Here is a 20,776-nt window from a genome sequence, read left to right as displayed (position 1 = left end):
AGGGGCAGTCAGCGCGTCGCGAGCGCAGGAGCGCCGCCGACGGTCGCGCCTGCGCTGATCGCATCGAGCGCACGACGCAGCGACGAGCTCGACGTGTGCGCGGTGTACGGGAAGTACACGACCTCGACGCCGACCTCCCCGAACTCCCTCTCGAGCCGCAGGCCCTTCTCGGTGCCCCGCCAGTCGTCGCCCTTGAAGAAGTGCGTGAACTGCACGTCTCGCCACGAATCCATCTTCGACGGCGTGGTCTCGACGTACACATCATCGACGAACGAGATGTGACGGACGATCTCCGCCCGCTCGACGGTCGGGATGACGGGCTCGATGCCCTTCACCTGCCGCAGCATCTCATCGCTGACGACACCGGCGACGAGAATGTCGCAGTGCTGCTTGGCGTGACGAAGAAGGTTGAGATGCCCGACGTGAAACAGGTCGAAAGCACCCACGGCATAGCCGATGCGCGTCCCCATGATCTCCCCAGATCAGTATTTCCCCAGAGGCGGATCCCCATCCGCCCAGCGACTCCCACAGCCGCATCCCGTCACTCTAGCAGGTCGCGGTTTCCCGACGCATAGGAACACATGGAACTATGGAGTCCGCAGTGATGCCGGTACAGGCGAAGGGGGCGGACAGTGGGGACAGCGGTCACCGTCATCGTGCCGACCTTCAACGAACGCGACAACGTCGCTGAACTGGTGGCCCGCACCGCGCTCGCGCTCGCCGCGTACGACGCCGAGATCCTGTTCGTCGACGACAGCACAGACAGCACGGCCGCCGAGGTCGAGCGGGTCGCAGCCGATGCTCCGCTGCCCGTGCGCGTGATCCACCGGGCCGACAACACCGGTGGGCTCGGGGGAGCGGTCGTCGTCGGGCTGGAGGCCGCACAGCACGATCTCTGCATCGTCATGGACGGCGACCTGCAGCATCCGCCCGAGCTGCTTCCCGTTCTCCTGGGAAGGCACGGCGAAGGCGGCGCCGATCTCGTCGCCGCCTCGAGATACATCGGCGGCGGCGACACGAGCGGCTTGGGAACGGCGGTCCGCTTCGGTGTCTCCAGGGCGGCCACCTGGCTGACACGGGCGATGTTCCCGATCCGTCTCGCCCGCAGCACCGATCCGATGACCGGGTTCTTCCTCGTCGACCGGTCGCGTCTGGACCTGGCCGCCCTCAAGCCGCAGGGATTCAAGATCCTCCTCGAGATCCTCGCTCGCACGGACCTCCGCATCGCCGAGGTGCCGATGGAGTTCGGCGAGCGTCGTCACGGGACCTCCAAGGCGAGCCTGCGTCAGGGGGCGACCTTCGTGGCGCACCTGGCCAGACTCCGATTCGGCAAGATGTCGCTCTTCGCGATCATCGGAGTGATCGGCGCGGCTGCGAACCTGGGGATCATGTGGCTGCTCACCGCCGCAGGTGTTCCTTATATATGGGCCGCGATCATCGGCGCCGAGGTCACGATCATCGGCAACTTCCTCCTGCAGGAGCGGTTCGTCTTCGCGGACATGCGCACGGACGCACGCGGACTGGGCGGCCGATTCGCCGCGTCGTTCACCTTCAACAACGTCGAAGCCGCACTGCGGATCCCCGTGATGGCGCTCATGGTCGAGACCTGGCATATCTCCAGCGTGCTCGCGACGGGGCTGTCGCTCATCGTCGCCTTCTTCGCGCGATTCCTCTTCCACTCCCTCGTGGTCTACGCGCCGCAGCGACGGGCGAAGGAGGCGACGCAGGACGGGGAGCCGAAGCCGGACACGGCGACGCTGCGCATCATACGGGCGATCGATGCCGAGGCGATGAAGCCCGGCGAGCTCTGAGCCGAAGAGCGTACGACCGGGGCCGCCGGTGCTGCGGATGGCCGCGCTCCGACGCCGGGATCGAGCGACGTCGATGGCGTGCGAGGATGTCAGGCGGGGAGGCGACATGAAGCGCAAGGCACTGGGGGCCGTGATCGCGCAGGCGGCGCAGGCGGGTATCGGTCTGCTCCTGCAGATCCTCGTCGCCCGACTGCTCGGCATCGAGGAGTACGGCCGATTCGCGATCCTGTACGGTGTGGTGATCGTCGCCACCGCTGTCGTCACCGGCCTCGTCGGCGATTCCCTCGTGGTGCTCGACCGCTCGCAGCGCCCGATCAGGGCAGGCCTCGAGGCGATGCTGCTCGCATCATCCGCGGTGCTGGCGGTCGGCTCCTTCCTGATCGCCTGGCTCACCGGATTCTCTGACGCAGCGGAATCGGCGCTGTTCGCACTTGCCCTCGCCGCGTTCGCGGTCGAGGAGATCGTCCGGCGGATGCTGATCGCGCATCTGTTGTTCATCCGCACCGCGATCACCGACGTCGCAGGATTCGTCGTCGCGCTCGCCATCATCCTCACGGTGCATGTCACGGGCACCCTGACACTCGCCGCCTTCCTCGGCGGCATCGCCGCGGGACAGATCGTCGCGACGTTCGTCGGCTGGTTCCTGTCACCTCGGAGCGACAGGCGTCTCGTGGGCCTCCGTGGTGCGGACATGGCCGCGGTCTGGCGGTACGGAATGTGGCGTGGGCTTCAGCAGGTGCTGCGCCCGAGCCTGTTCACCGTGCTGCGTCTGCTGGTGCTCGCCGGCGCCGGGCTCACCGCCGTCGGTCTGCTCGAGGCCGCTCGCACCTACACCTCTCCGCTGATCCTCGTGATAGGCGGGCTCTCGTCCTTCCTCTTCGTGCGCTTCGCCGACCAGCACAAGGCAGGCGGAAGCGGATCCGTACGCGAGGCCGACCGTGTCGTGGTCTTCCTGCTCGCAGGCACGGTGGTGATGAGCGCGATCGCCGTGGTGCTCATCCCGTGGGTGAGTCCGCTCCTGTTCGATGTCGAGGTCGACCCGCTTGCTGTGATCGCATGGCTGGCCTACGGAATGTCCGTCGCTGTCGTGACCCCGTACGGGGCGTTGGGGGCGGTCGCCGGTCGCCAGGTAGCGGTATTCGTGATCCGTCTCTCCGACACGATCCTCGCGATCGCGGCCGTGATCGTGATGATCGCGCTGGGTGCGCAACCGTCGACGCTGCCGTTCGCGCTCGCCGTCGCATCACTGCTCGGGGGTCTGGGACTGCGTTGGCTGGTCGTCGCGGGTCGTGGCCCCGGCAGCCCGCGTGGTGACAGAGCACAGGACCGTGAATGATAGGTTTAGGCCCTGTCTTCGGCTGAGGGGGTTGGCGATGGAAGATGTCCCTTATGGACGTATCCTGCGCGAGGGATGGGTTGTCATCGTCGTACTCGCGGTGCTCGGTGCCGGCATGGGGTGGTTCGTCACGAAGCTGTTGCCCGAGACGTACGCGGCCACGTCGACACTGCTGCTCCGTGTCGATTCGACCGAGGCATCTCTCTTCGAGCGGAATCAGTTCAGCCTCGCCCGTATCAAGTCCTATCCGCCGCTGGTCGACAGCCCCGAGGTGATCGACAAGGTGCGCGCAGAACTCGACCTCGACGAGGACGAGTACACCGACCGTGACATTCGACAGATGCTGTCCGCCGAGAACACAGCCGACACGGTGCTGCTCGTGGTGCGCGCTGATGCTCCCACCGCTGAGCTCGCCACCGACATCGCCAACTCGGCCGCGACGCATCTCTCGGAGCTGATCGGCGAGACCGAGAACGACGAGGACGACGCACGGTACACTGTGGCACTCGATCAGGTGCTCCCGGCGGTCGCTCCCCTTGCGCCGATCTCGCCTCAGGTGACCGCGATCACCGGACTCGGTGGCATCGCGGGCCTCGCGCTCGGCGCCATCATCGCGGTCTATCGCACGACGACGAACCGTCGGCTTCGGACCATCTCCGACGTGCGGCGCTCCTCGGGTCTCCCGGTCATCGGGCAGATCCCGCGGCGCAGTCGACTCCGTCCCGATGACGGCTCCGGCGCGATCGTCGCATACGAGGAGGCGGCCGGGAACCTCGTGGCGCTCGCCGGAGGGCGCATGCGAACGCATGTGCTCGTCCCCGCCTCGGACGGAGCGATCGACGACGATGCGGTCACCGGGATGCTCGAAGCGCAGCGTCTGATCGGCGCGACCGCCTGTGTCATCGATACCCGCGAGGCCCACGTTGCCGGTCATGGGCACACCCTGAACGAGGTGCTCGACGGGGCGACGATCTCGGACGATGAGGACAAGAGAGCGGTCTTCGTCGCCGCGGAGCCCATCACGCTCGAGAGGCTCGTCTCCGAGCTCCCCGAGCTGGTCAGCTCCATGCACGACAGCTTCGACGTGGTGATCGTCGTGTGCGAACCCGGCGCATCCGCGCTCATCGAACAGCTCATGGGCCCGGGCGCCGGTCTCATCATCACGGTGAGGCACAACTCGACGTCGGCGACCGACCTCGTCGCCGTGGCGACACGGTTGCGGGTCATGGGCGTCCGCCCTCTGGGCGTCGTCATGCTGCACACGGGGTCTCGGTCGCTGGGCTCCATCGCCGAGTCGTGGCGAGTCTCCGATCGCGACACCGTCGCCGCGGGCGCCGGAGGCTCGCATGCTCGCTCCGACTGATCTTCAGCGCCCGCCTCGGCAGCAGTCCGCGCACCATCCCAGCGCGGCGAGAGTGGCGGTGGTGGGGGCTCTCTATGTGCTGATCATCGTGAGCGTGATCCCCTGGCGCAGCGCGACGATCTACTCCGGCGGCGCGGATGGGGTGGTTGTCGCCAAGGCGTTCATCGCGCTTCTCGCGCTCGCCGCGACGGTCGCGCTGGCGGCGAGGACGCGCGAGCGGGTCGCCGTCGGTATCGCACCCGCGGGAGTGATCGCCGTCGCGCTGCTCGTCAGTGTTCTCGGGTCGATTCTCGCGGGCAACGACTCTGCGACGATCGTCCTCGTCGGCAGGATGTTCCTGGTGATGGCGACGATCCTCTTCCTCCTCACGACGGTGCCGTGGGTGACGAGCATCGTGTGCCTGCTCGCGGCGATGGCCTCAGTGGCCGTCGTCGCGGCGGTGACCGGACTGCCGAGCCTGGCGGCGAGCGGTCGTCTCGGTGGGGGTATCCCCGAGATCCACCCGAACGAACTCGCCGGCCTTGTGGCGGCGCCGATCGTCGGTCTCGTCATCCTCATGCTGCGCAACGGCGTGCGGGTCTGGCGGCTGCTCGCCGCCGTCCTCCTGGTCGGCATCGCCGTGGCGAGCGGATCACGCACCGGCCTGCTCGCGATCGTGGTCGGAATCGGCGTCGCAGTGGTGGTCAACGGCATCCGGGACCGCAGCGTCGTCTACCTTCTTCTCGGCGCTCTTCCACTCGGCTACGCGATCGGGTCGTTCACCGACGTCTTCGGCAGCCTCGCCACCCGAGCAGGGTCGAACGACACCTCCACCGCTCTCGACTCGCGTTTCGACGTGTGGAGGGTCGTGATCGGATGGGACTGGAGCGAATGGCAGAAGTGGATCGGCATCGGCCTCTCCGCCAAGAAGATCCCGGTCGACATCAAATGGCGTGACGAGCAGGTGCTCGACAGCAGTTGGGCCTCGCTGCTCGCCCAGACGGGGCTCATCGGCACCGCGCTGATCGGAGCGCTGATCGTGTGGTGCGTGGCGAGCGCGCTGATCTCATCTCGGCGCCGATGGCTCATCACGCCTTTGCTGACGCTGGTCATCATCCGCTCCGTCACGGAGAGCGGTCTCATCGACAGTGCGACTGCCTTCATCCTGTTCTTCGTCGTGGCCTCATTGCTCACCCATCGTTCCAGGCACGCCGATGACCCTGTCGGACCCGAATACGATCGGGTGGACGGGCGCCGGTCGCGACAGGCGAGTCTCACCTAGAATGTCGGAATATCCGTGTCGTCGACGCGGAGACCCGGCGCGGAGGAGAGACCAGTGACTGAGTCGGTCGGAGGTCCGCAGCGGCGGATGGGGTGGCGTGGATGGACGATCGTCGGCGTGGTCGCCGTGCTCCTCATCGGCGGGATCGTGTGGGGCGTGATCGCGAACAGCAACTCAGGTCAGGGGGAGCCCGGTGCGTCGACCACACCGGGGGTCACCACCACACCGGGACCGACGCCGACACCACAGCCCACCGAATTCGAGACTCCGACGCCCGGTGCCACCGACGACGTCGCGAAGCCCGGCGACGGTGAAGAGGTGCCTCTCGACGAACCCGCCCCCGCGGTCGACGGCGTGGTCGCGGAAGTCACGGCGATCGAGTCGATCACCGCAGGCAACGACATCCCGGGCGAGCCCAGCGGGCCGGCGATCCAGGTGACTGTCCGCCTCACGAACGATTCGGATGCGCCCGTCGACACGGCGGGGGCGAACGTCACGCTGACCTATGGCGGGGACGACCGGCTTCCCGCGGCGGGGTTGACCGGCGAGGGCACCACAGTGTGGCCGGATTCCATCCCGGCAGGCGCCAGCGCGGATGCGATATACCAGTTTGCAGTTCCCTCTTCTCCTGACGGGGACGTGCGTGTTACTGTCGATATATTGGCCGCTGCGCCAAACGTCGTCTTCGTCGGTCCTCGACCTTAGGTCGTCACCGTCGGACGACGGATTACTGGGGAATCATCGTTCGGTGCCAATGTAGGGGTTGAGCGCGAACGGTCCATCATCTGGGGAGATGAACGATGGGCACTACAGCTCTGTCTTGGGGACGCCGCGCACGGGGAGCATCGATCGCGATCGCGATGACGCTCGCCATAGCCTTCGGATCGCTGGTGGCGATCTCGCCGGCTCAGGCGGACGTCAGTCCACCCGAGGGGGAAGCGCCGACGGTGACCGCCGACTCGCTTCCGACGGTTCAGATCAACGGCATCGTCTGGGATCAGGCAGTCGTGGGCAACGTCGTCTACGCGGCCGGAAAGTTCACCAGCGCACGCCCGGCGGGCGCGGCCGCGGGGACGAACGAGACGCCCCGATCGAACCTGCTGGCCTACGACATCCGCACGGGCGCGCTGATCACGTCGTTCGCCCCCTCGATCAACGGCCAGGTGCGCCAGGTCGAGGCCTCGCCCGACGGAACGCGGCTCTACATCGTCGGCGACTTCACCACGGTGAACACCCAGACGCGCAACCGCGTCGCCGCGTTCGATCTGCCCAGCGGCAACCTGGCCGCGTTCAACCCGAACTCCAACGGCGTCACCTCCGGCGTGGCCGCGACCAACGACACCGTGTACATCACCGGCACGTTCGGCCGAGTCTCGGGCAACGACCGCTCCGGCGCCGCAGCCTTCACCCGCAGCGGCACTCTGCTCCCCTGGGCGCCCGTGCTCGAGTCACGTCAGGGCCGCGTCGTCACCGTCTCTCCCGCGGGTGACAAGGTCGTGCTCGGCGGAAACTTCCTGACCCTCAACGGCAGCTCCAATCCCGGTTACGGACTGGCCATGGTGTCGGCATCCGACGCCTCGCTGCTGCCCTTCTCCGCGAACAACGTGATCCGCAACGCCGGTCTCGACGCGGCGATTCTCTCGCTCAAGTCCGACGGCGACGACATCTACGGCACCGGCTACGTCTTCGGCAACGGCGGCAACCTCGAGGGCTCGTTCCGTGCGTCGTGGTCGAGTGGCAACCTGGTCTGGGTCAACGACTGCCACGGCGACCAGTACGACGTCGAGCCCATGGGCGACAGCGTGTACGCGGCTGGCCACTCGCACTACTGCGGCAGCCTCGTCGACGGATTCCCGCAGAGCGACCCCTGGTCGTTCTACCGCGGCCTGGCCGTCACAAAGGACGTCGAGCGCACCACGCCCTATGGCCTGAACCTCGGCTACTACGACTTCGGCGGAAACCCCGCACCCAAGCTGCAGCACTGGTTCCCCGCCTTCAACGCGGGCAACGTCAGTGGCGCATCGCAGGGTCCGTGGTCGGTCTCCTCCAACAGCGAGTACCTCGTGTACGGCGGCGAGTTCACCCGGGTGAACAACACCGGGCAGCAGGGCCTCGCCCGCTTCGCCGTGACCAGCAAGGCTCCGAACGCACAGGGCCCTATCCTCTGGAACACCGCGTGGCCGGCATCCTCGATCGCGCTCACCGGCGGATCGATCCGCGTGAGCTGGCCACTCAACTACGACCGTGACAGCGAGTTCCTGAAGTACGAGGTCCTGCGCGACAACGTGGTCGTCAAGACCTACGAGAAGATCCGGTCGAAGTCCGCCGACTGGGGCCTGCCCCCGATGGCGTTCGTCGACACCACCGTCACGAACGGCACGAGCTACACATACCGGGTGCGCGCCACGGACAACGAAGGTCATTCGATCCTCGGCGGGACGACGACCGTGACGGCGTCCGGCTCGGCGGCTCCGAGTGCGTACCGTACCGCGGTGCTCGAGGACGCGCCCCTGAGCTACTGGCCGCTCGACGACTCGTCCGCGACCCTCTCGTACGACTGGGCCGGTGCATCGGACCTCGCGGTACGCAGCGGCGTCACCCGCGGAACCTCGGGCGCCATGCTCTCGGATTCCCGTGACGCCTCCGACTTCGACGGCTCGGCCAACGGCTTCGCGTCGACCACCTCGGCCATCGCCGGCCCTGACACCTTCGGTGTCGAGGCCTGGTTCAAGACGACCTCCACCGACGGCGGCAAGATCGTCGGCTTCGGCAGCAGCTCGACCGGCACATCCGGCAGCTATGACCGCCACGTCTACATGGAGGCCAGCGGACGCGTCACCTTCGGCGTCTACCCCGGCTCATCTCAGACGATCAGTTCGTCGTCCGCATTCAACGACGGTCAGTGGCACTACATGTCCGCCGGTCTCAGCGACGGCGGCATGGTGCTCTACATCGACGGCGTCCGGGTCGCCCAGCGCACCGATGTCACCTCTGCCCAGCCGTACAACGGGTACTGGCGTGTCGGTGGAGACACCTCCTGGTCTGGAGCCGCGTTCTTCGACGGTCAGATCGACGAGGTCGCCATCTACGGGGCTCCGCTGACGCGCGAGCAGGCAGCCGCCCATTACACCGCATCCGGGCGCGAGCTCGAGGGCTCGACCGCACCGAGCGACGCATACGGCGCAGCCGTCTACGCCGCCGACCCCGCGCTGTACTGGCGTCTCGGCGAGTCGACCGGCAGTGTCGCGGCAGACGCCTCCGGTTACAACCAGAAGGGCAACTACTTCGGCGCTGTCACCAAGGGCGCGAACGGAGCTCTCGAGGGAGTCAGCAACTCGGCGGCCACGTTCGAGGGCGGCCAGGTCATCAGCCAGAACGCCTTCACGAACCCGCGGTCGTACTCGCTCGAGGCGTGGTTCAAGACGGACACCACGACCGGTGGCAAGATCATCGGATTCGGAAACAGCGCTGACGGCAACTCCTCCGGGTACGACCGACACGTCTACATGACACCCGACGGCAAGCTGATCTACGGCGTGTGGGTCGGTTTCGCCGAGACGCTGCAGACCAGCGCGTCGTACAACGACGGTCAGTGGCATCAGGTGGTCGCGACGCAGGGCGCGACCGGCATGCGTCTCTACGTCGACGGCGTGCTGCAGGGGTCGAACGGCCAGACGAACGCGCAGGACTACACCGGATACTGGCACGTGGGTGGCGACGTCACCTGGGGCCCCGGAGACTGGGAGTTCGACGGAGCCATCGACGAGGTCGCGGTCTATCTGACGCCCATCTCCGAGACCGCCGTCTCTCAGCACTACGCGCTGGGAACGACCGGCGCGCCGGCGAACATCGCGCCGAGCGCCAGCTTCACCACCGCGGTCACGAAGCTCGGCCTCGCGGTCGACGCCTCGGCCTCGACTGACGCCGACGGCACGATCCAGGCCTACAGCTGGAACTGGGGCGACGGATCGCCCGCGGGCTCCGGTGCTACGGCGACGCACACCTACGCCGTCGCCGGGTCCTACACGGTGACCCTCACGGTCACCGACGACAAGGGCGCGACCGACACCGAGACGGCGATCGTCGAGGCGGTGGCCAACCAGGCGCCCGTATCGTCGTTCACCTCGGCGGCGGCCGACCTCAAGGTCGACGTCGACGCGAGCGCTTCTCAGGACACCGACGGCACGATCGCCGGATACTCCTGGAACTGGGGTGACTCGACGGCAGCGGGCTCGGGGGCCACGGCGACGCACACATACGCTGCAGCCGGCACTTACACGATCACCCTGACCGTCACCGACGACGAGGGTGCCACCTCGCAGAAGACCGCCTCGATCACCGTGTCGGCGCCGGTCGGTGCAGTGACATACGCCTCGGATTCGTTCAACCGCACGGCCGCCAGCGGCCTCGGGACCGCAAACACGGGTGGGGCCTGGACGCTGTCGAACACGGCATCCAACTACCTGGTCAGCGGTGCATACGCGGCGTTCCAGCAGCCCGCCGGAGGAGCGCAGCGGTACGCCTACCTCACCGGCGTCTCCTCGACAGACACCGCGGTGGACGTCGATGTGGTCCTGCCGCAGCTTCCGACCGGAGGCAGCGCGTACTACACAGTGGCGGCACGCCGCGTCGGCACCGAGGACTACAGGTCCCGTGTGATCGTGTCTCCGACCGGCGGGGTGCAGCTGCAGCTGCAGCAGACCACCACCGTGCTGACCACGGTTCCGACCGGGCTGACCGTCGCCGCGGGCGAGGCGCTGCATGTGCGCACCGAGGCGACCGGCACGTCTCCGACCACGGTCCGGGCGAAGGTCTGGAAGGTCGGAACGACGGAGCCGACCGCGTGGACGTCGACCACGACGAGCTCCGCGGCGGGACTGCAGTCGGCGGGCCACGTCGGACTCGGCGTGTACCTCGGCGGATCCGTCACCAACGTGCCCTTCCAGACACGGTTCGACAACTTCTGGGCAGGCTCGACCACGGGCGGTCCCACTCCTCCCGCCAACCAGGCGCCCACGGCCGCGTTCACCAGCTCGGTGAGCGGCCTCGCAGCGACGGTCGACGGGTCGACCTCGGCGGACGCCGACGGAACCATCGCGTCGTACGCATGGGAGTTCGGAGACGGGTCCACGGGTTCGGGAGCGACGCCGACGGCGCACACGTACGCCGCGGCGGGCACGTATCAGGTGAAGCTGACTGTGACGGACGACAAGGGTGCGACGGGCACGGTGACCAAGCCGGTGACCGTGACGGCTCCGGCCCCGGGGAACCAGAACCCGGTCGCTTCGTTCACGGCCACACCGACGGATCTCACCGTCGCAGTGGATGCCTCGGCATCGACGGACCCTGACGGCTCGATCGCCTCGTATGCGTGGAACTTCGGTGACAGCACCACCGGCACGGGCGCGACGACTTCGCACCCGTATGCCGCAGCGGGCACATACACGGTGACGCTCACGGTGACCGACAACGCCGGCGCCGTGAACACCGTCACCCAGTCGGTGACCGTGGTCGCTCCCGCGGGCGCTGCCTTCGCCGCCGACGACTTCGGTCGGGCGAACGGTGCTCTGGGAACGGCGCAGACCGGCGGCGTCTGGTCGCAGACCAGCGGAGCGGCGAACGTGTCGATCGACAACGGCGCCGCGAAGTTCACGACGCAGGCGGCGGGGCAGACCCGCACCGCATCGCTGAACGCGGCGACCTCGACCAGCACGGACCTGACCTTCACGGTCACGGCCCCCGCACTGCCGACGGGCGCGCGGGTCTACGTCGCGGCTCTCGCCCGGGTCGTCGGTGCGGACGACTACCGTGCACGCTGGCTGATCGGGGCCGACGGCTCGGTGACGGCGCAGCTCGCTCGCGGCGGCACGGCGCTCGTCTCGCAGAACCTCACCGGGTTCACATTCGCGGCGGGAACGATATATAACGTGCGAGTGCAGGCATTCGGCACAGGTACGACGACGCTGCGGAGTAAGCTCTGGGCGGCGGGAACGACAGAACCGGCTGCCTGGCAGCTGTCCACGACCGATTCCACCGCAGCCCTGCAGACCGCCGGCTACATCGGGATCTCGACATACGCGGGGTCCGGATTCAGCAGCGTTCCGTACACCGTGGCATTCGATGACTTCCGAGCACGAGGAGTGACCCCCTGAGTTTCGCAGACGCCTACCGGAGCCTTTCAGCAGCGCAGAAGGGGAGGGCCCGCGGGGCCCCCGCCTACTCGGTGTTCGTCAATCGTCCGGTGGGTCGAGTGATCGCGGCGGGCGCATACACCGCCGGCCTCACGCCCAACAAGGTCTCGCTCATCAGCGCCGCGTTCACCTTCACGGGGATCGTCCTGCTGGCGACGGTGCCCCCGTCCATCGTTCTCGGCATCGTCGTCTGGCTGCTTCTCGCGATCGGCTATGCGTGGGACAGCGCCGACGGCCAGGTGGCGCGACTGCGTGGGGGCGGATCGCTCGCCGGAGAATGGCTCGATCACGTTCTTGATTCGACCAAGCTCGTCTCCCTCCCGCTCGCCGTCGCGATCGGGTGGTACCGCTTCTTCCCGCTGCCCTCCGATCTCTGGCTTCTGGTTCCGCTCGGGTTCGCCGTGATCTCGACGGTCACGTTCTTCGGGATGATCCTGAATGACCTCCTGCGCGGCAAGCGCGGGGTGCCGCAGGCGGCGCAGGCCGGGGGATTCTCGCTCGTCCGTTCTCTGATGGGTCTACCCACCGACTACGGCGTGCTGTGCTTCGCGTTCGTGCTCTGGGGTTGGGCGCCCGCGTTCATGCTGGTATACAGCCTGCTGGGACTCGCCGCGCTGTTGTACCTGGCCGCGGCCTTGGCCATATGGTTCCGAAAGATGTCGGCGCTCGGCTGAGTCGAAAGGATCTCCGATCGCTGACGTTTACTCAATCGATATCAGCGAACCCAGCGTGACTACCCAGGGAATTCAGGCTATGGTCTAGGATAATCCGCCACCCGAAGGCGGATGTCGTAGCTGCCACCCCGACCCTGCAGTGACGAGAAGCACATCGGAGCCTCCCCCTCATGCGCAAAAAACCCTCCCCCTCATCGCATCCCTATCCGCACTTCTACTCCCCTTGGTCGTCGTCTCACCCGCCGCGGCGGCGACGACAGACGTGGTCGTGGTTCAGGACTCCATGACCCGTACCGTCGCCAAGGGCCTCGGCACATCGGCCCAGGGCACGACCTACGACGCGGCACCCGTGACCTCAGCCTCGGTCGCCAACGGCGCGGCGAAGCTGACCGCCGCCGCCTCGGGCGCCACGGTCACCGCTCGGCCTGTCGGCCTGTCGGTCAGAGACTCGACCCAGTCCACGGTCTTCACCCTCCCGAAGCTTCCGACTGCAGGCTCCGGCGTGTACCTGAGCCTGCAGTCGCGCCTCGCCGCCGACGGCTTCTATCAGACCCAGGTGCGCGTCGACCCGAAGGGCGTGATCCTTCTCGAGACGCTCCGAGTCAACGCCGGCGTGCAGACCTCGCTCGGCCACACCTCGGTTCCGGACCTGCGGGTCAAGGCCGGAGTCCCCTTCGTGCTCGAGACCCGTCTCGCGGGGACGGTCGCCGTCACCATCGACGCGCGTGTGCACGCCGTGGGCGTGAAGCCGTCCACCTGGAAGCTCAGCGTCACCGACCGTGCGACGAAGCGACTCACGGTCGCCGGCCGCACCGGAGTGCGACTCTATGTCTCGCGGAGCACTCCCGCACTCGCGGTCCTGTTCGACGATCTTCGGGTGACGACGAAGCAGGAGGTGAAGCCGACAACGCCCCCGGCGACGCCGACCGCTCCGACGGCCCCGACGACGCCGACCGCTCCGACGACGCCGACCGCTCCGGCGGCCCCCGCAGGTGGAGCCCCGGTCTGGAACGTGGCCGGCACTCGCACCGCGGCCGGTTCTGCGGTGATGGGGTCGACGAACTACGCCGTTCCATCGGGTGCGCTCTTCGTGAGTCCCAGCGGCACGGCCGCCGGAACAGGGTCGTCCGCAGCGCCTTTCGCCACCGTGCAGACTGCGGTCGACCGTGCAGCATCCGGGGCCACTCTCGTGCTTCGGGCAGGCACGTATCACGAGTCGGTCGTGATCCCCGCGGGCAAGAAGCTCACGGTGCAGTCTTACCCCGGCGAGGCCGTCTGGTTCGACGGGGCGTCGACGCTGAAGAACTGGCAGGGCTCGAGTGGACGCTGGTTCAGCGCCGACTGGAAGTACGACTTCGACTCCACCCCATCGTTCACGAAGGGTGAGGCCGACGGCACCGAGGCCGGGTGGAGATGGCTGAACGACGCGCATCCCATGGCCGCGCATCCCGAGCAGGTCTGGATCGATGGCGTCGCACAGGCGGAGGTCGCCTCGCTCGCGAATCTCAAGGTGGGCACATTCTTCACGGACGTCGCGAACGACCGCCTCTACCTCGGCACCGATCCGACCGGACGCAACGTCAAGACCTCGACGCTGACGAAGGCGCTATCGCTCCGAGGCGAGGGAGCCGTGGTGCGGGGGATCGGCATCCGCAACTATGCGACGTCCGTGTGGATGATGGGCGCCGTCACGGTCGAGGCGCCGCGGGCGACTCTCGAGAACGTCGTGATCTACGACAACGCCTCGACAGGACTCTTCGTCGGGTCGTCGAACGCCACGGTCCGCGATGTCACGCTCGCACGCAACGGCCTCATGGGCCTCGGCGCGAATTACGCCGATGCGCTCGTCATCGATGATCTGCTCGCTATCGAGAACAACGCCGAGCATTTCAACACATCGCCGGTGTCCGGCGGAGTGAAGATCGCGAAGTCGCGCGGCGTGACGGTGACCGATTCCGCGTTGCTGCGCAACGACGGGCCGGGTGTCTGGCTCGACCAGTCCGTGTACGACGTCCGCATCGCCGGATCCGACATCATCGAGAACAAGGGAGCCGGGGCATTCCTCGAGCTCTCGCAGAAGATCGATTTCGTCAACAACCTCGTGCTGCGAAACGTCGGCAACGGGGTCAAGATCAACAACACCGGTGGTGTGAACCTCTGGAACAACACGATCATCGGCGGCGACCGCGCCGTCAACGTCGTGCAGGACAGCAGAAGCGCCACTGACGCGTCGGTGCCGGGACACAACGCTCGGCGCCCGTTCCCGGACCCGACGATGCCGTGGCTCATCCGCGACATCTCGATGGGCAACAACGTCATCGGTGAGAGCGCGGGCAACTGCACGGTGTGCGTCGAGGACTACACCCACCGGTACACACCCGCGCAGCTGAACATCCGCTCGGACGGCAATGTGGTCCAGCGCAACGGTGCCGCCGCACCCACCTGGTTCGTCGTCTGGTCGCGCGGCGCGGAGAACGTGAACCCCTACGTCTTCTCGACGTGGGCGACGTACCGCGGCACGACCGGGCAGGACGCGAACTCGACCGCGATCGAAGGTCGTGCGGCCACCGATCGCTCCGGAAGGCTGCTGGCCGGGGTGACCGCGTCGGCCCGGACGATCCCGGCAGTGGTGGCGACGATCCTCGGTTCTGCGACGCCGACCATCGGGGCCCGCTTCCCCTGATCGGCGGAACACATGCAAGAGGCCGGGGTGCGTGAGCACCCCGGCCTCTTTGCTTCCCCTACTGAGCCGGGCCGGACCAGAAGTCGTCGTAGGTGTACACGACCGGCACTGCCGTCGCGCTCCCCGACAGGTAGCTGTTCACTCCGACGTAGCCGGCGGTCTGCAGGGACGCCGTCGCATCCGTGGCAGTGAGTGCCCACGCGGTGGGTTCGGTGGCCGACGTGCGCCACACCTTCGCCTTCAACGTGGTCGGGTTCGTTCCGGTGACCTGCAGTCTGACGCTCAGCTGATCTGCGGTGGTGACCGAGAGACCGGGGATCGTCGTAGACGACAGGACCGTCTCGACCCCGCCGATCGTCTTCGTCAGCCACAGCGACACGACGCCCGTGGAGGCTACACGGAACTTCGCGCGGTAGTCGTTGCCACTGTCGATCTGACGGCCCAGAGCCGAGAAGTAGAAGCCGCCGCCGGTCGACGGCTGGTTGAACGCCACGGTGAACCGCTCCTCGGTGTTCGTCGACGGCGTGGAGCCGGCGAGCGATGCCGAGTAGTTGTTGCCGGCGGACAGCGTGACCGTGCCGCCCGTGCCGTTGACGGCGAACTTGCTGAGGGCCGTCGCGCTGCTCGGGAACATGGTCCATGGGCCGCCCGTCGTCGTCGCGGTGCCCCAGCCGTTGGTCGCCGTGCGCGTGAAGGCGTCCTGCGCCCATACCTGCGGAGCCGCCACCGTGACCGCGTTCGTTGTGGTGGCAGTGGCGCCTCGGTCATCCGTCACCGTCAAAGTCACGGTGTACGTGCCCCCGGCAGCGTAGGCGTGCGTGGCTGTCGAACCCGAGCCCGAGGTGCCGTCTCCGAAGTCCCAGGCGTAGGAGGCGACGGTACCGTCGGCATCCGCGGAGCCGGAGGCGTTCACGGAGGCGGTGAGGTTCGCGACCGACGTGGTGAAGGCCGCGGTCGGTGCCTGGTTCTGCGCGACGGTGACGTCGTGCGTGACCGTCGAGGTGCCCCCTCTGTTGTCGGTCGTCGTGAGCGTCACCGTGTAGGTGCCGGCATTCGCGTAGGTGTGCTCCGCGGTGGCTCCGGTCGCGGTCGCACCGTCTCCGAACTGCCAGGCGTACGACTCGATGGTGCCGTCCGGGTCCGCCGCCGTGGACGCGTCGGTCGAGACCCGGAGCATGTCGGTCGCCGTCGTGAAGGCGGCCGTCGGATCCTGGTTCGGCGCCAGCGTCGTCGTCACCGTGCGAGTCGCGGTCGCCGTGGCGCCGCTGTCGTCGGTGACGGTGAGCGTTGCGGTGAATGTGCCCGCCGTCGTGTAGCTGTGCGACGCGGTCGCCCCGGTGCCTGTCCCGCCGTCACCGAAGTCCCAGGCGTACGAGGCGATCGTGCCATCAGGATCCGTCGATGCCGACCCGTCGAAGGCGACGTCGAGGTGATCCGCGTTCGTGGTGACGACTGCCGTCGGGACCTGGTTCGGAGCGACCGTCACGGCGCGCGTGAGGGTGTTGACCAACGATGTGCTGTCCGTCACCTTGAGCGTGATCGTGTACGTTCCGCCAGCGGCGTAGGTGTGCGACGCCGTCGGCCCGTCCGCCAGGGTGCCGTCACCGAAGTTCCAGGCGTAGACGAGCGGGCCCCCGTCAGCGTCGGTGGAGGTGCTGGCATCGACCGCGATGTTCAGCTTGTTCGCCGCAGATGTGAACGCTGCCACCGGGGCACGTCCTGGCACTGTCCGGCCGCTTGCGGCGAAGTGATCGCGCACCCGCTGCTCAGAGAGAGCGGTGGGGTACACGGCGACCTCGTCGAGTGTGCCGGCGATGTAGTTGCTGAGTGTGCTTCCCCAGGTGCGGTCCGCGCCGATGCGCCAGTAGCCGCGGTAGTTCTCAGCCCCTGCCATCGAGTTGCTGCCCACCAGCTGCGTGTCCAACCACAGTTTCATGCCGCCGGTGCCCTGAGTGGCCACCACATGGTGCCACTGCCCGTCGTTGTAAGCCGTGGGGGTCACGAGCGTCGTCTGCGGCTGCCCGCTTCCGAACTGGATCTTGCCGTCACTCTGCATCACCACGTGACGGTCGTACGACGAGCTCAGTCCGCTGGTCGAGTTCCCGAACCCGATCAGGGTCCCACCCCTGGTCGACGTCGTCTTGAACCACAGCTCGGCGCTGTAGGTGCTCGGCGCCGTCCAAGCCTCCTGAGCGACGACGAGCGCGCTCGTCCCGTTGAACGTGGTCGCCGTGCCGGCCCCGATCGCGGATGCCTGCCCCCGGGTCACGGTGCCGGAGAGGTTTCCGGTCGTGCCGCCGGTCGCCGAATCGACGATGCTTCCCGCAACGGTCTCGTTGAGACGCCAGAACAGGTCAGGCTTGTCCGTGGATACGGCGGCGCCGTAGACATCCGTCGGAGTCGAGGTCCAGGCTGCGGAACGCCCGCTCGCGAGGTAGTGCGACTGGATGTCCGACGGGCTCAGGGCCGCCGGATACACGGCGACGTCGTCGATCGTTCCCGCGAGTCCCGCGTTGGTGGGCTTGTTGGTGAAGCCGTTGGTCTGGTCGGCGCCGATGCGCCAATACCCGTCGTAGATCCTCGGCGAGGTTCTGGCCTGGTCGCGGTCGACGCGCTTGCCGTCGACGAAGAGCTGCATCCCCTCACTGCCGACGGTACCCACGATGTGGTGCCAGTTGCCGTCGTTCACGGCGGTCCGGCTGTAGATCGTGCGGTAGGAGCCGTCGTTGATCGCGAAGTTCGCTCGCCCCGAGGTGTCGAGGTAGAGCACGCGATCGGTGGTGCCCGAGGTCGAGGTGCCGGTGGCCGAGTCGCCGAAGCCGACGATTCGTCCGCCCCTGGTGTTCGTGGTCTTCACCCAGGCTTCGACGGTGACTGCGGCGGGCGCGGCGTTGACGTCCTGCGTCGTCATCTTCGGTGAGCTGCCGCCCGCGGAGGTGATGGCCGCGTTCGTGTCGTTCGTCATCGCGCCGCTCGAGCCGAGCGTGAGGCCTGTCGCAGTGCCCACTGCGTTTCCGATGTCGTCCTTGAGGCGGGTTCCCGTGGTCTCATCGAGGCGCCAGTAATGCTCGGCTCCGCTCGCTCGCACTGCCGCGCGGTATGCAGCGGTCGGCGTGCTCGACACGGTGACGTAGGGCGACCACGCGCTCCACTGGACGTTGCCGTCTGCGTCCTTGGCCCTGACCTGGTAGCGCACCTGCGCTCCGGGCGCCTGCCCGGTGTCGGTGATGCTGAGGTCCGGGAGGTTCCAGAAGCGGCCGTCGCTGCGCGTGAAGGTCGCGATCTTCACCGACGGGCTGCGGAAGACGTCGTACGTGATCGTGGCGTTGTCACGATCCCAGACGCTGGTGAACGGCACGCGCACGACGCCGGACTCGTTCGAGTACGGAGCCGGTGTGAGGCCCGCGTTGTACACCGGGCCGACCGCGTGCGGCGAGACGCTCGTCTTGCCGAAGCGGACGAGCCCCTGCTGAGCGACGTTGTTCACCTTCGGGAACTCGCCGCCGAGCACCACGTAGTTCGCGTTGCCGGTCACTGACCAGGCCGCCTGGCGAGAGCTGGTGTAGGTGCCGAACTCGAGGTCGGGGTACCAGTTCAGCTGCTCGGTGTACGGGAGTCCGGTGAAGTCCCAGCCGTAGGCGTCCTTCTTGGTGATGACGCCCGTGGGTGTCGTGCTCTCGGCGATGGCCTTGGTCCACCGTGAACGCGGGTTCGTGTCGCCGAACGCGCCGACCACACTGCAGTCGTGTTTGTGCGAGACGGAGTACAGCACCCCGTCCCTGGGGAACGAGCCGTAGGTGTCGCCGAGGCAGTCGTTGACCCAGTTGATCGAGCCCGTGTACGGGTCCGCAGCGAATGTTCCCTCGAACGACGCTCCAGCGCCGAAGGCATAGCCCGTCCCGTAGACCTGGGTGCCGTCAGTGCTGAGGCTCGAGATCGCGCCATTGAGGCCGGCCGTCTTGATCTTGTCGGTGGCGGCCCACGGAAGGGCGGCGCCCGACGCAGCATCGATCGATGCCATGCCGTAGGCGGACGCGCCGTTGAGCGTCGTGAAGGAGCCTCCGATGATGACGCGGGACGCGTCGGGACTCATCAGCATGTCCCAGACGAATCCGTCGCCGGCGGCAGACGGAGCCCACGGGAGGATCGCCTTGGTCGTGCTGCTCCAGGCGGCCAGCTCGCTGCGCGGTTGCCCCCCGCTGGAGCGGAAGTTGCCGCCGACGTAGACCGTGTCACCGGCGAACGCGAAACCGCGTACCTGTCCGTCAGCGCGCGGTGCCCAATCGAGCATCGCACCGGTTGCGACGTCGAACGAGGCCACATGCGCGCGAGCCTGTCCGTCGACAGCGGTGAAGTCGCCGCCGAAGTAGACCGTCTTGCCGTCGGGGGTGACCCGCACGACGAGGCCCTGGCCGTCGAAGGCGTGGTTGAAGTTCGGTACCGGGTTGCCGGTGGTGATGTCGAAGGCGAACACGTTGTTCGCGTCGATCTCGCCGGGGCCGCCGACGGCGACCCCCGGCGGACGCGCCTTGGTGAAGCTGCCCGTGACGTACACGGTGTTCCCGGCGACCGCCTGGCTCCAAACGACGCCGTTGATCTGCCACGTCGGCAGGACGTCGGCGGTGACGGTGTCGGGCTGGCCGGGGGTCTCAGCGGATGCCGACTCGGTCGGCAGCGCGATGAAAGCGATCATGGCGAGCGCCGTGGCCGCGGTGGCGATCGCGGCGATCACGCGACGGAGACGATCTGCTCCGCGGGCGGTGCGTGTCATGGAAGTTCCTCGTTCTGAGATGCGGTCGAGTCGAGTGGTGGCGCGCGGGCTCAGTGATGACATGTCAGTCGAGCCCTCCGCGGAAGATTGCGGATGTATGGTCGCCGTCGAAGTCGACGACCAGCGTGACCTCGTCGCGCGCATCGGCGGGAACGGCGAAGGCGTACGCGGCGGTGGCGCTCTCTCCGGCTGCCAGGACACCGGCGAGGTCGACAGTCTCAGCCTCTGCGGCGTATACGCGCACGGCGGTCGCACCGTTAGCGTCGAGCAATGTCAGCACGGAGGTGCCGAGGTCGATCGCCTGCGAGGAGCCGTTGTCGATCGTGATCGTCAGGCGGGCGTACTCGCGGTCCGGGAAGCTCCCGGGGCCCTGCGCCGTCTCTGCTGCGAACGTGACATCGTCGATCGCGACGCTCACGCCGTCGTCATAGGACACCGCATCCGAGGTGCGGGCGGGATCCGCCTTCACGCTCGGTTCGCCCGACTGGCCCGCCCTCTCGATCTTCGCGACCGGTTCGTCCGGAGACGGCCCGTCGGACTCGCTCGGTGCTACGGCACCCGCGGTCGGATCCGAAGTGGACGTCGCCGACGGATTCGCCGACGGCCCCCCGCCGCTCGGTGCCTCGCTGCTGCCGGTGCAAGCGACCAGGCTCACGCAGAGCGCGAGGGTCGCGATGGACATGCTT

At 67.6% G+C, this 20,776-nt stretch carries 11 protein-coding genes; 8 read left to right on the top strand and 3 right to left on the bottom strand.

The features are described from left to right. Positions 1-8: 8 nt before the first annotated feature. Entirely contained in the window at positions 9-470 is a 462-nt protein-coding gene (locus ACZZZQ_RS04655; protein WP_053098689.1) for an FAD synthase family protein, read from the bottom strand. Positions 471-632: 162 nt separating this feature from the next. Here ACZZZQ_RS04655 and ACZZZQ_RS04650 point away from each other — a divergent pair, with 162 nt between their 5' ends. From ACZZZQ_RS04650 to ACZZZQ_RS04615, 8 genes are all read left to right on the top strand, one after another. Next, positions 633-1,811, top strand: coding sequence for a glycosyltransferase (locus tag ACZZZQ_RS04650; protein ID WP_056276680.1), 1,179 nt, complete (start codon positions 633-635; stop codon positions 1,809-1,811). Positions 1,812-1,917: 106 nt separating this feature from the next. Beyond that, on the top strand, positions 1,918-3,147 hold the full coding sequence (locus ACZZZQ_RS04645; RefSeq protein WP_400340164.1) for a lipopolysaccharide biosynthesis protein: 1,230 nt from the start codon (positions 1,918-1,920) through the stop codon (positions 3,145-3,147). A gap of 37 nt (positions 3,148-3,184) precedes the next feature. Next, positions 3,185-4,510: a hypothetical protein gene (locus ACZZZQ_RS04640; RefSeq protein WP_463507005.1), complete on the top strand. Its 1,326-nt coding sequence runs from the start codon at positions 3,185-3,187 to the stop codon at positions 4,508-4,510. Positions 4,511-4,571: 61 nt separating this feature from the next. After that, positions 4,572-5,771 (top strand): O-antigen ligase family protein, encoded by a 1,200-nt coding sequence (locus tag ACZZZQ_RS04635; protein ID WP_150115149.1) that lies wholly within the window; start codon positions 4,572-4,574, stop codon positions 5,769-5,771. A 54-nt stretch (positions 5,772-5,825) separates the two neighbouring features. Then, positions 5,826-6,476, top strand: coding sequence for a hypothetical protein (locus ACZZZQ_RS04630; RefSeq protein WP_463507004.1), 651 nt, complete (start codon positions 5,826-5,828; stop codon positions 6,474-6,476). 95 nt (positions 6,477-6,571) lie between these two features. After that, positions 6,572-11,923: a PKD domain-containing protein gene (locus tag ACZZZQ_RS04625; RefSeq protein ID WP_463507003.1), complete on the top strand. Its 5,352-nt coding sequence runs from the start codon at positions 6,572-6,574 to the stop codon at positions 11,921-11,923. Between the two features lie 89 nt (positions 11,924-12,012). After that, on the top strand, positions 12,013-12,636 hold the full coding sequence (locus tag ACZZZQ_RS04620) for a CDP-alcohol phosphatidyltransferase family protein (protein WP_082586533.1): 624 nt from the start codon (positions 12,013-12,015) through the stop codon (positions 12,634-12,636). A gap of 283 nt (positions 12,637-12,919) precedes the next feature. After that, on the top strand, positions 12,920-15,319 hold the full coding sequence (locus ACZZZQ_RS04615; protein WP_463507002.1) for a right-handed parallel beta-helix repeat-containing protein: 2,400 nt from the start codon (positions 12,920-12,922) through the stop codon (positions 15,317-15,319). A gap of 58 nt (positions 15,320-15,377) precedes the next feature. On the opposite strand, the gene ACZZZQ_RS04610 is transcribed toward ACZZZQ_RS04615, so the two are convergent. Further along, on the bottom strand, positions 15,378-20,090 hold the full coding sequence (locus ACZZZQ_RS04610; RefSeq protein WP_463507001.1) for a PKD domain-containing protein: 4,713 nt from the start codon (positions 20,088-20,090) through the stop codon (positions 15,378-15,380). Positions 20,091-20,154: 64 nt separating this feature from the next. Then, positions 20,155-20,772 (bottom strand): DUF4352 domain-containing protein, encoded by a 618-nt coding sequence (locus ACZZZQ_RS04605; RefSeq protein WP_053098699.1) that lies wholly within the window; start codon positions 20,770-20,772, stop codon positions 20,155-20,157. Positions 20,773-20,776: the final 4 nt, after the last annotated feature.

Source organism: Microbacterium sp. AC132 (assembly GCF_979258525.1).
This window is presented reverse-complemented; position numbering and strand designations above follow the sequence as displayed.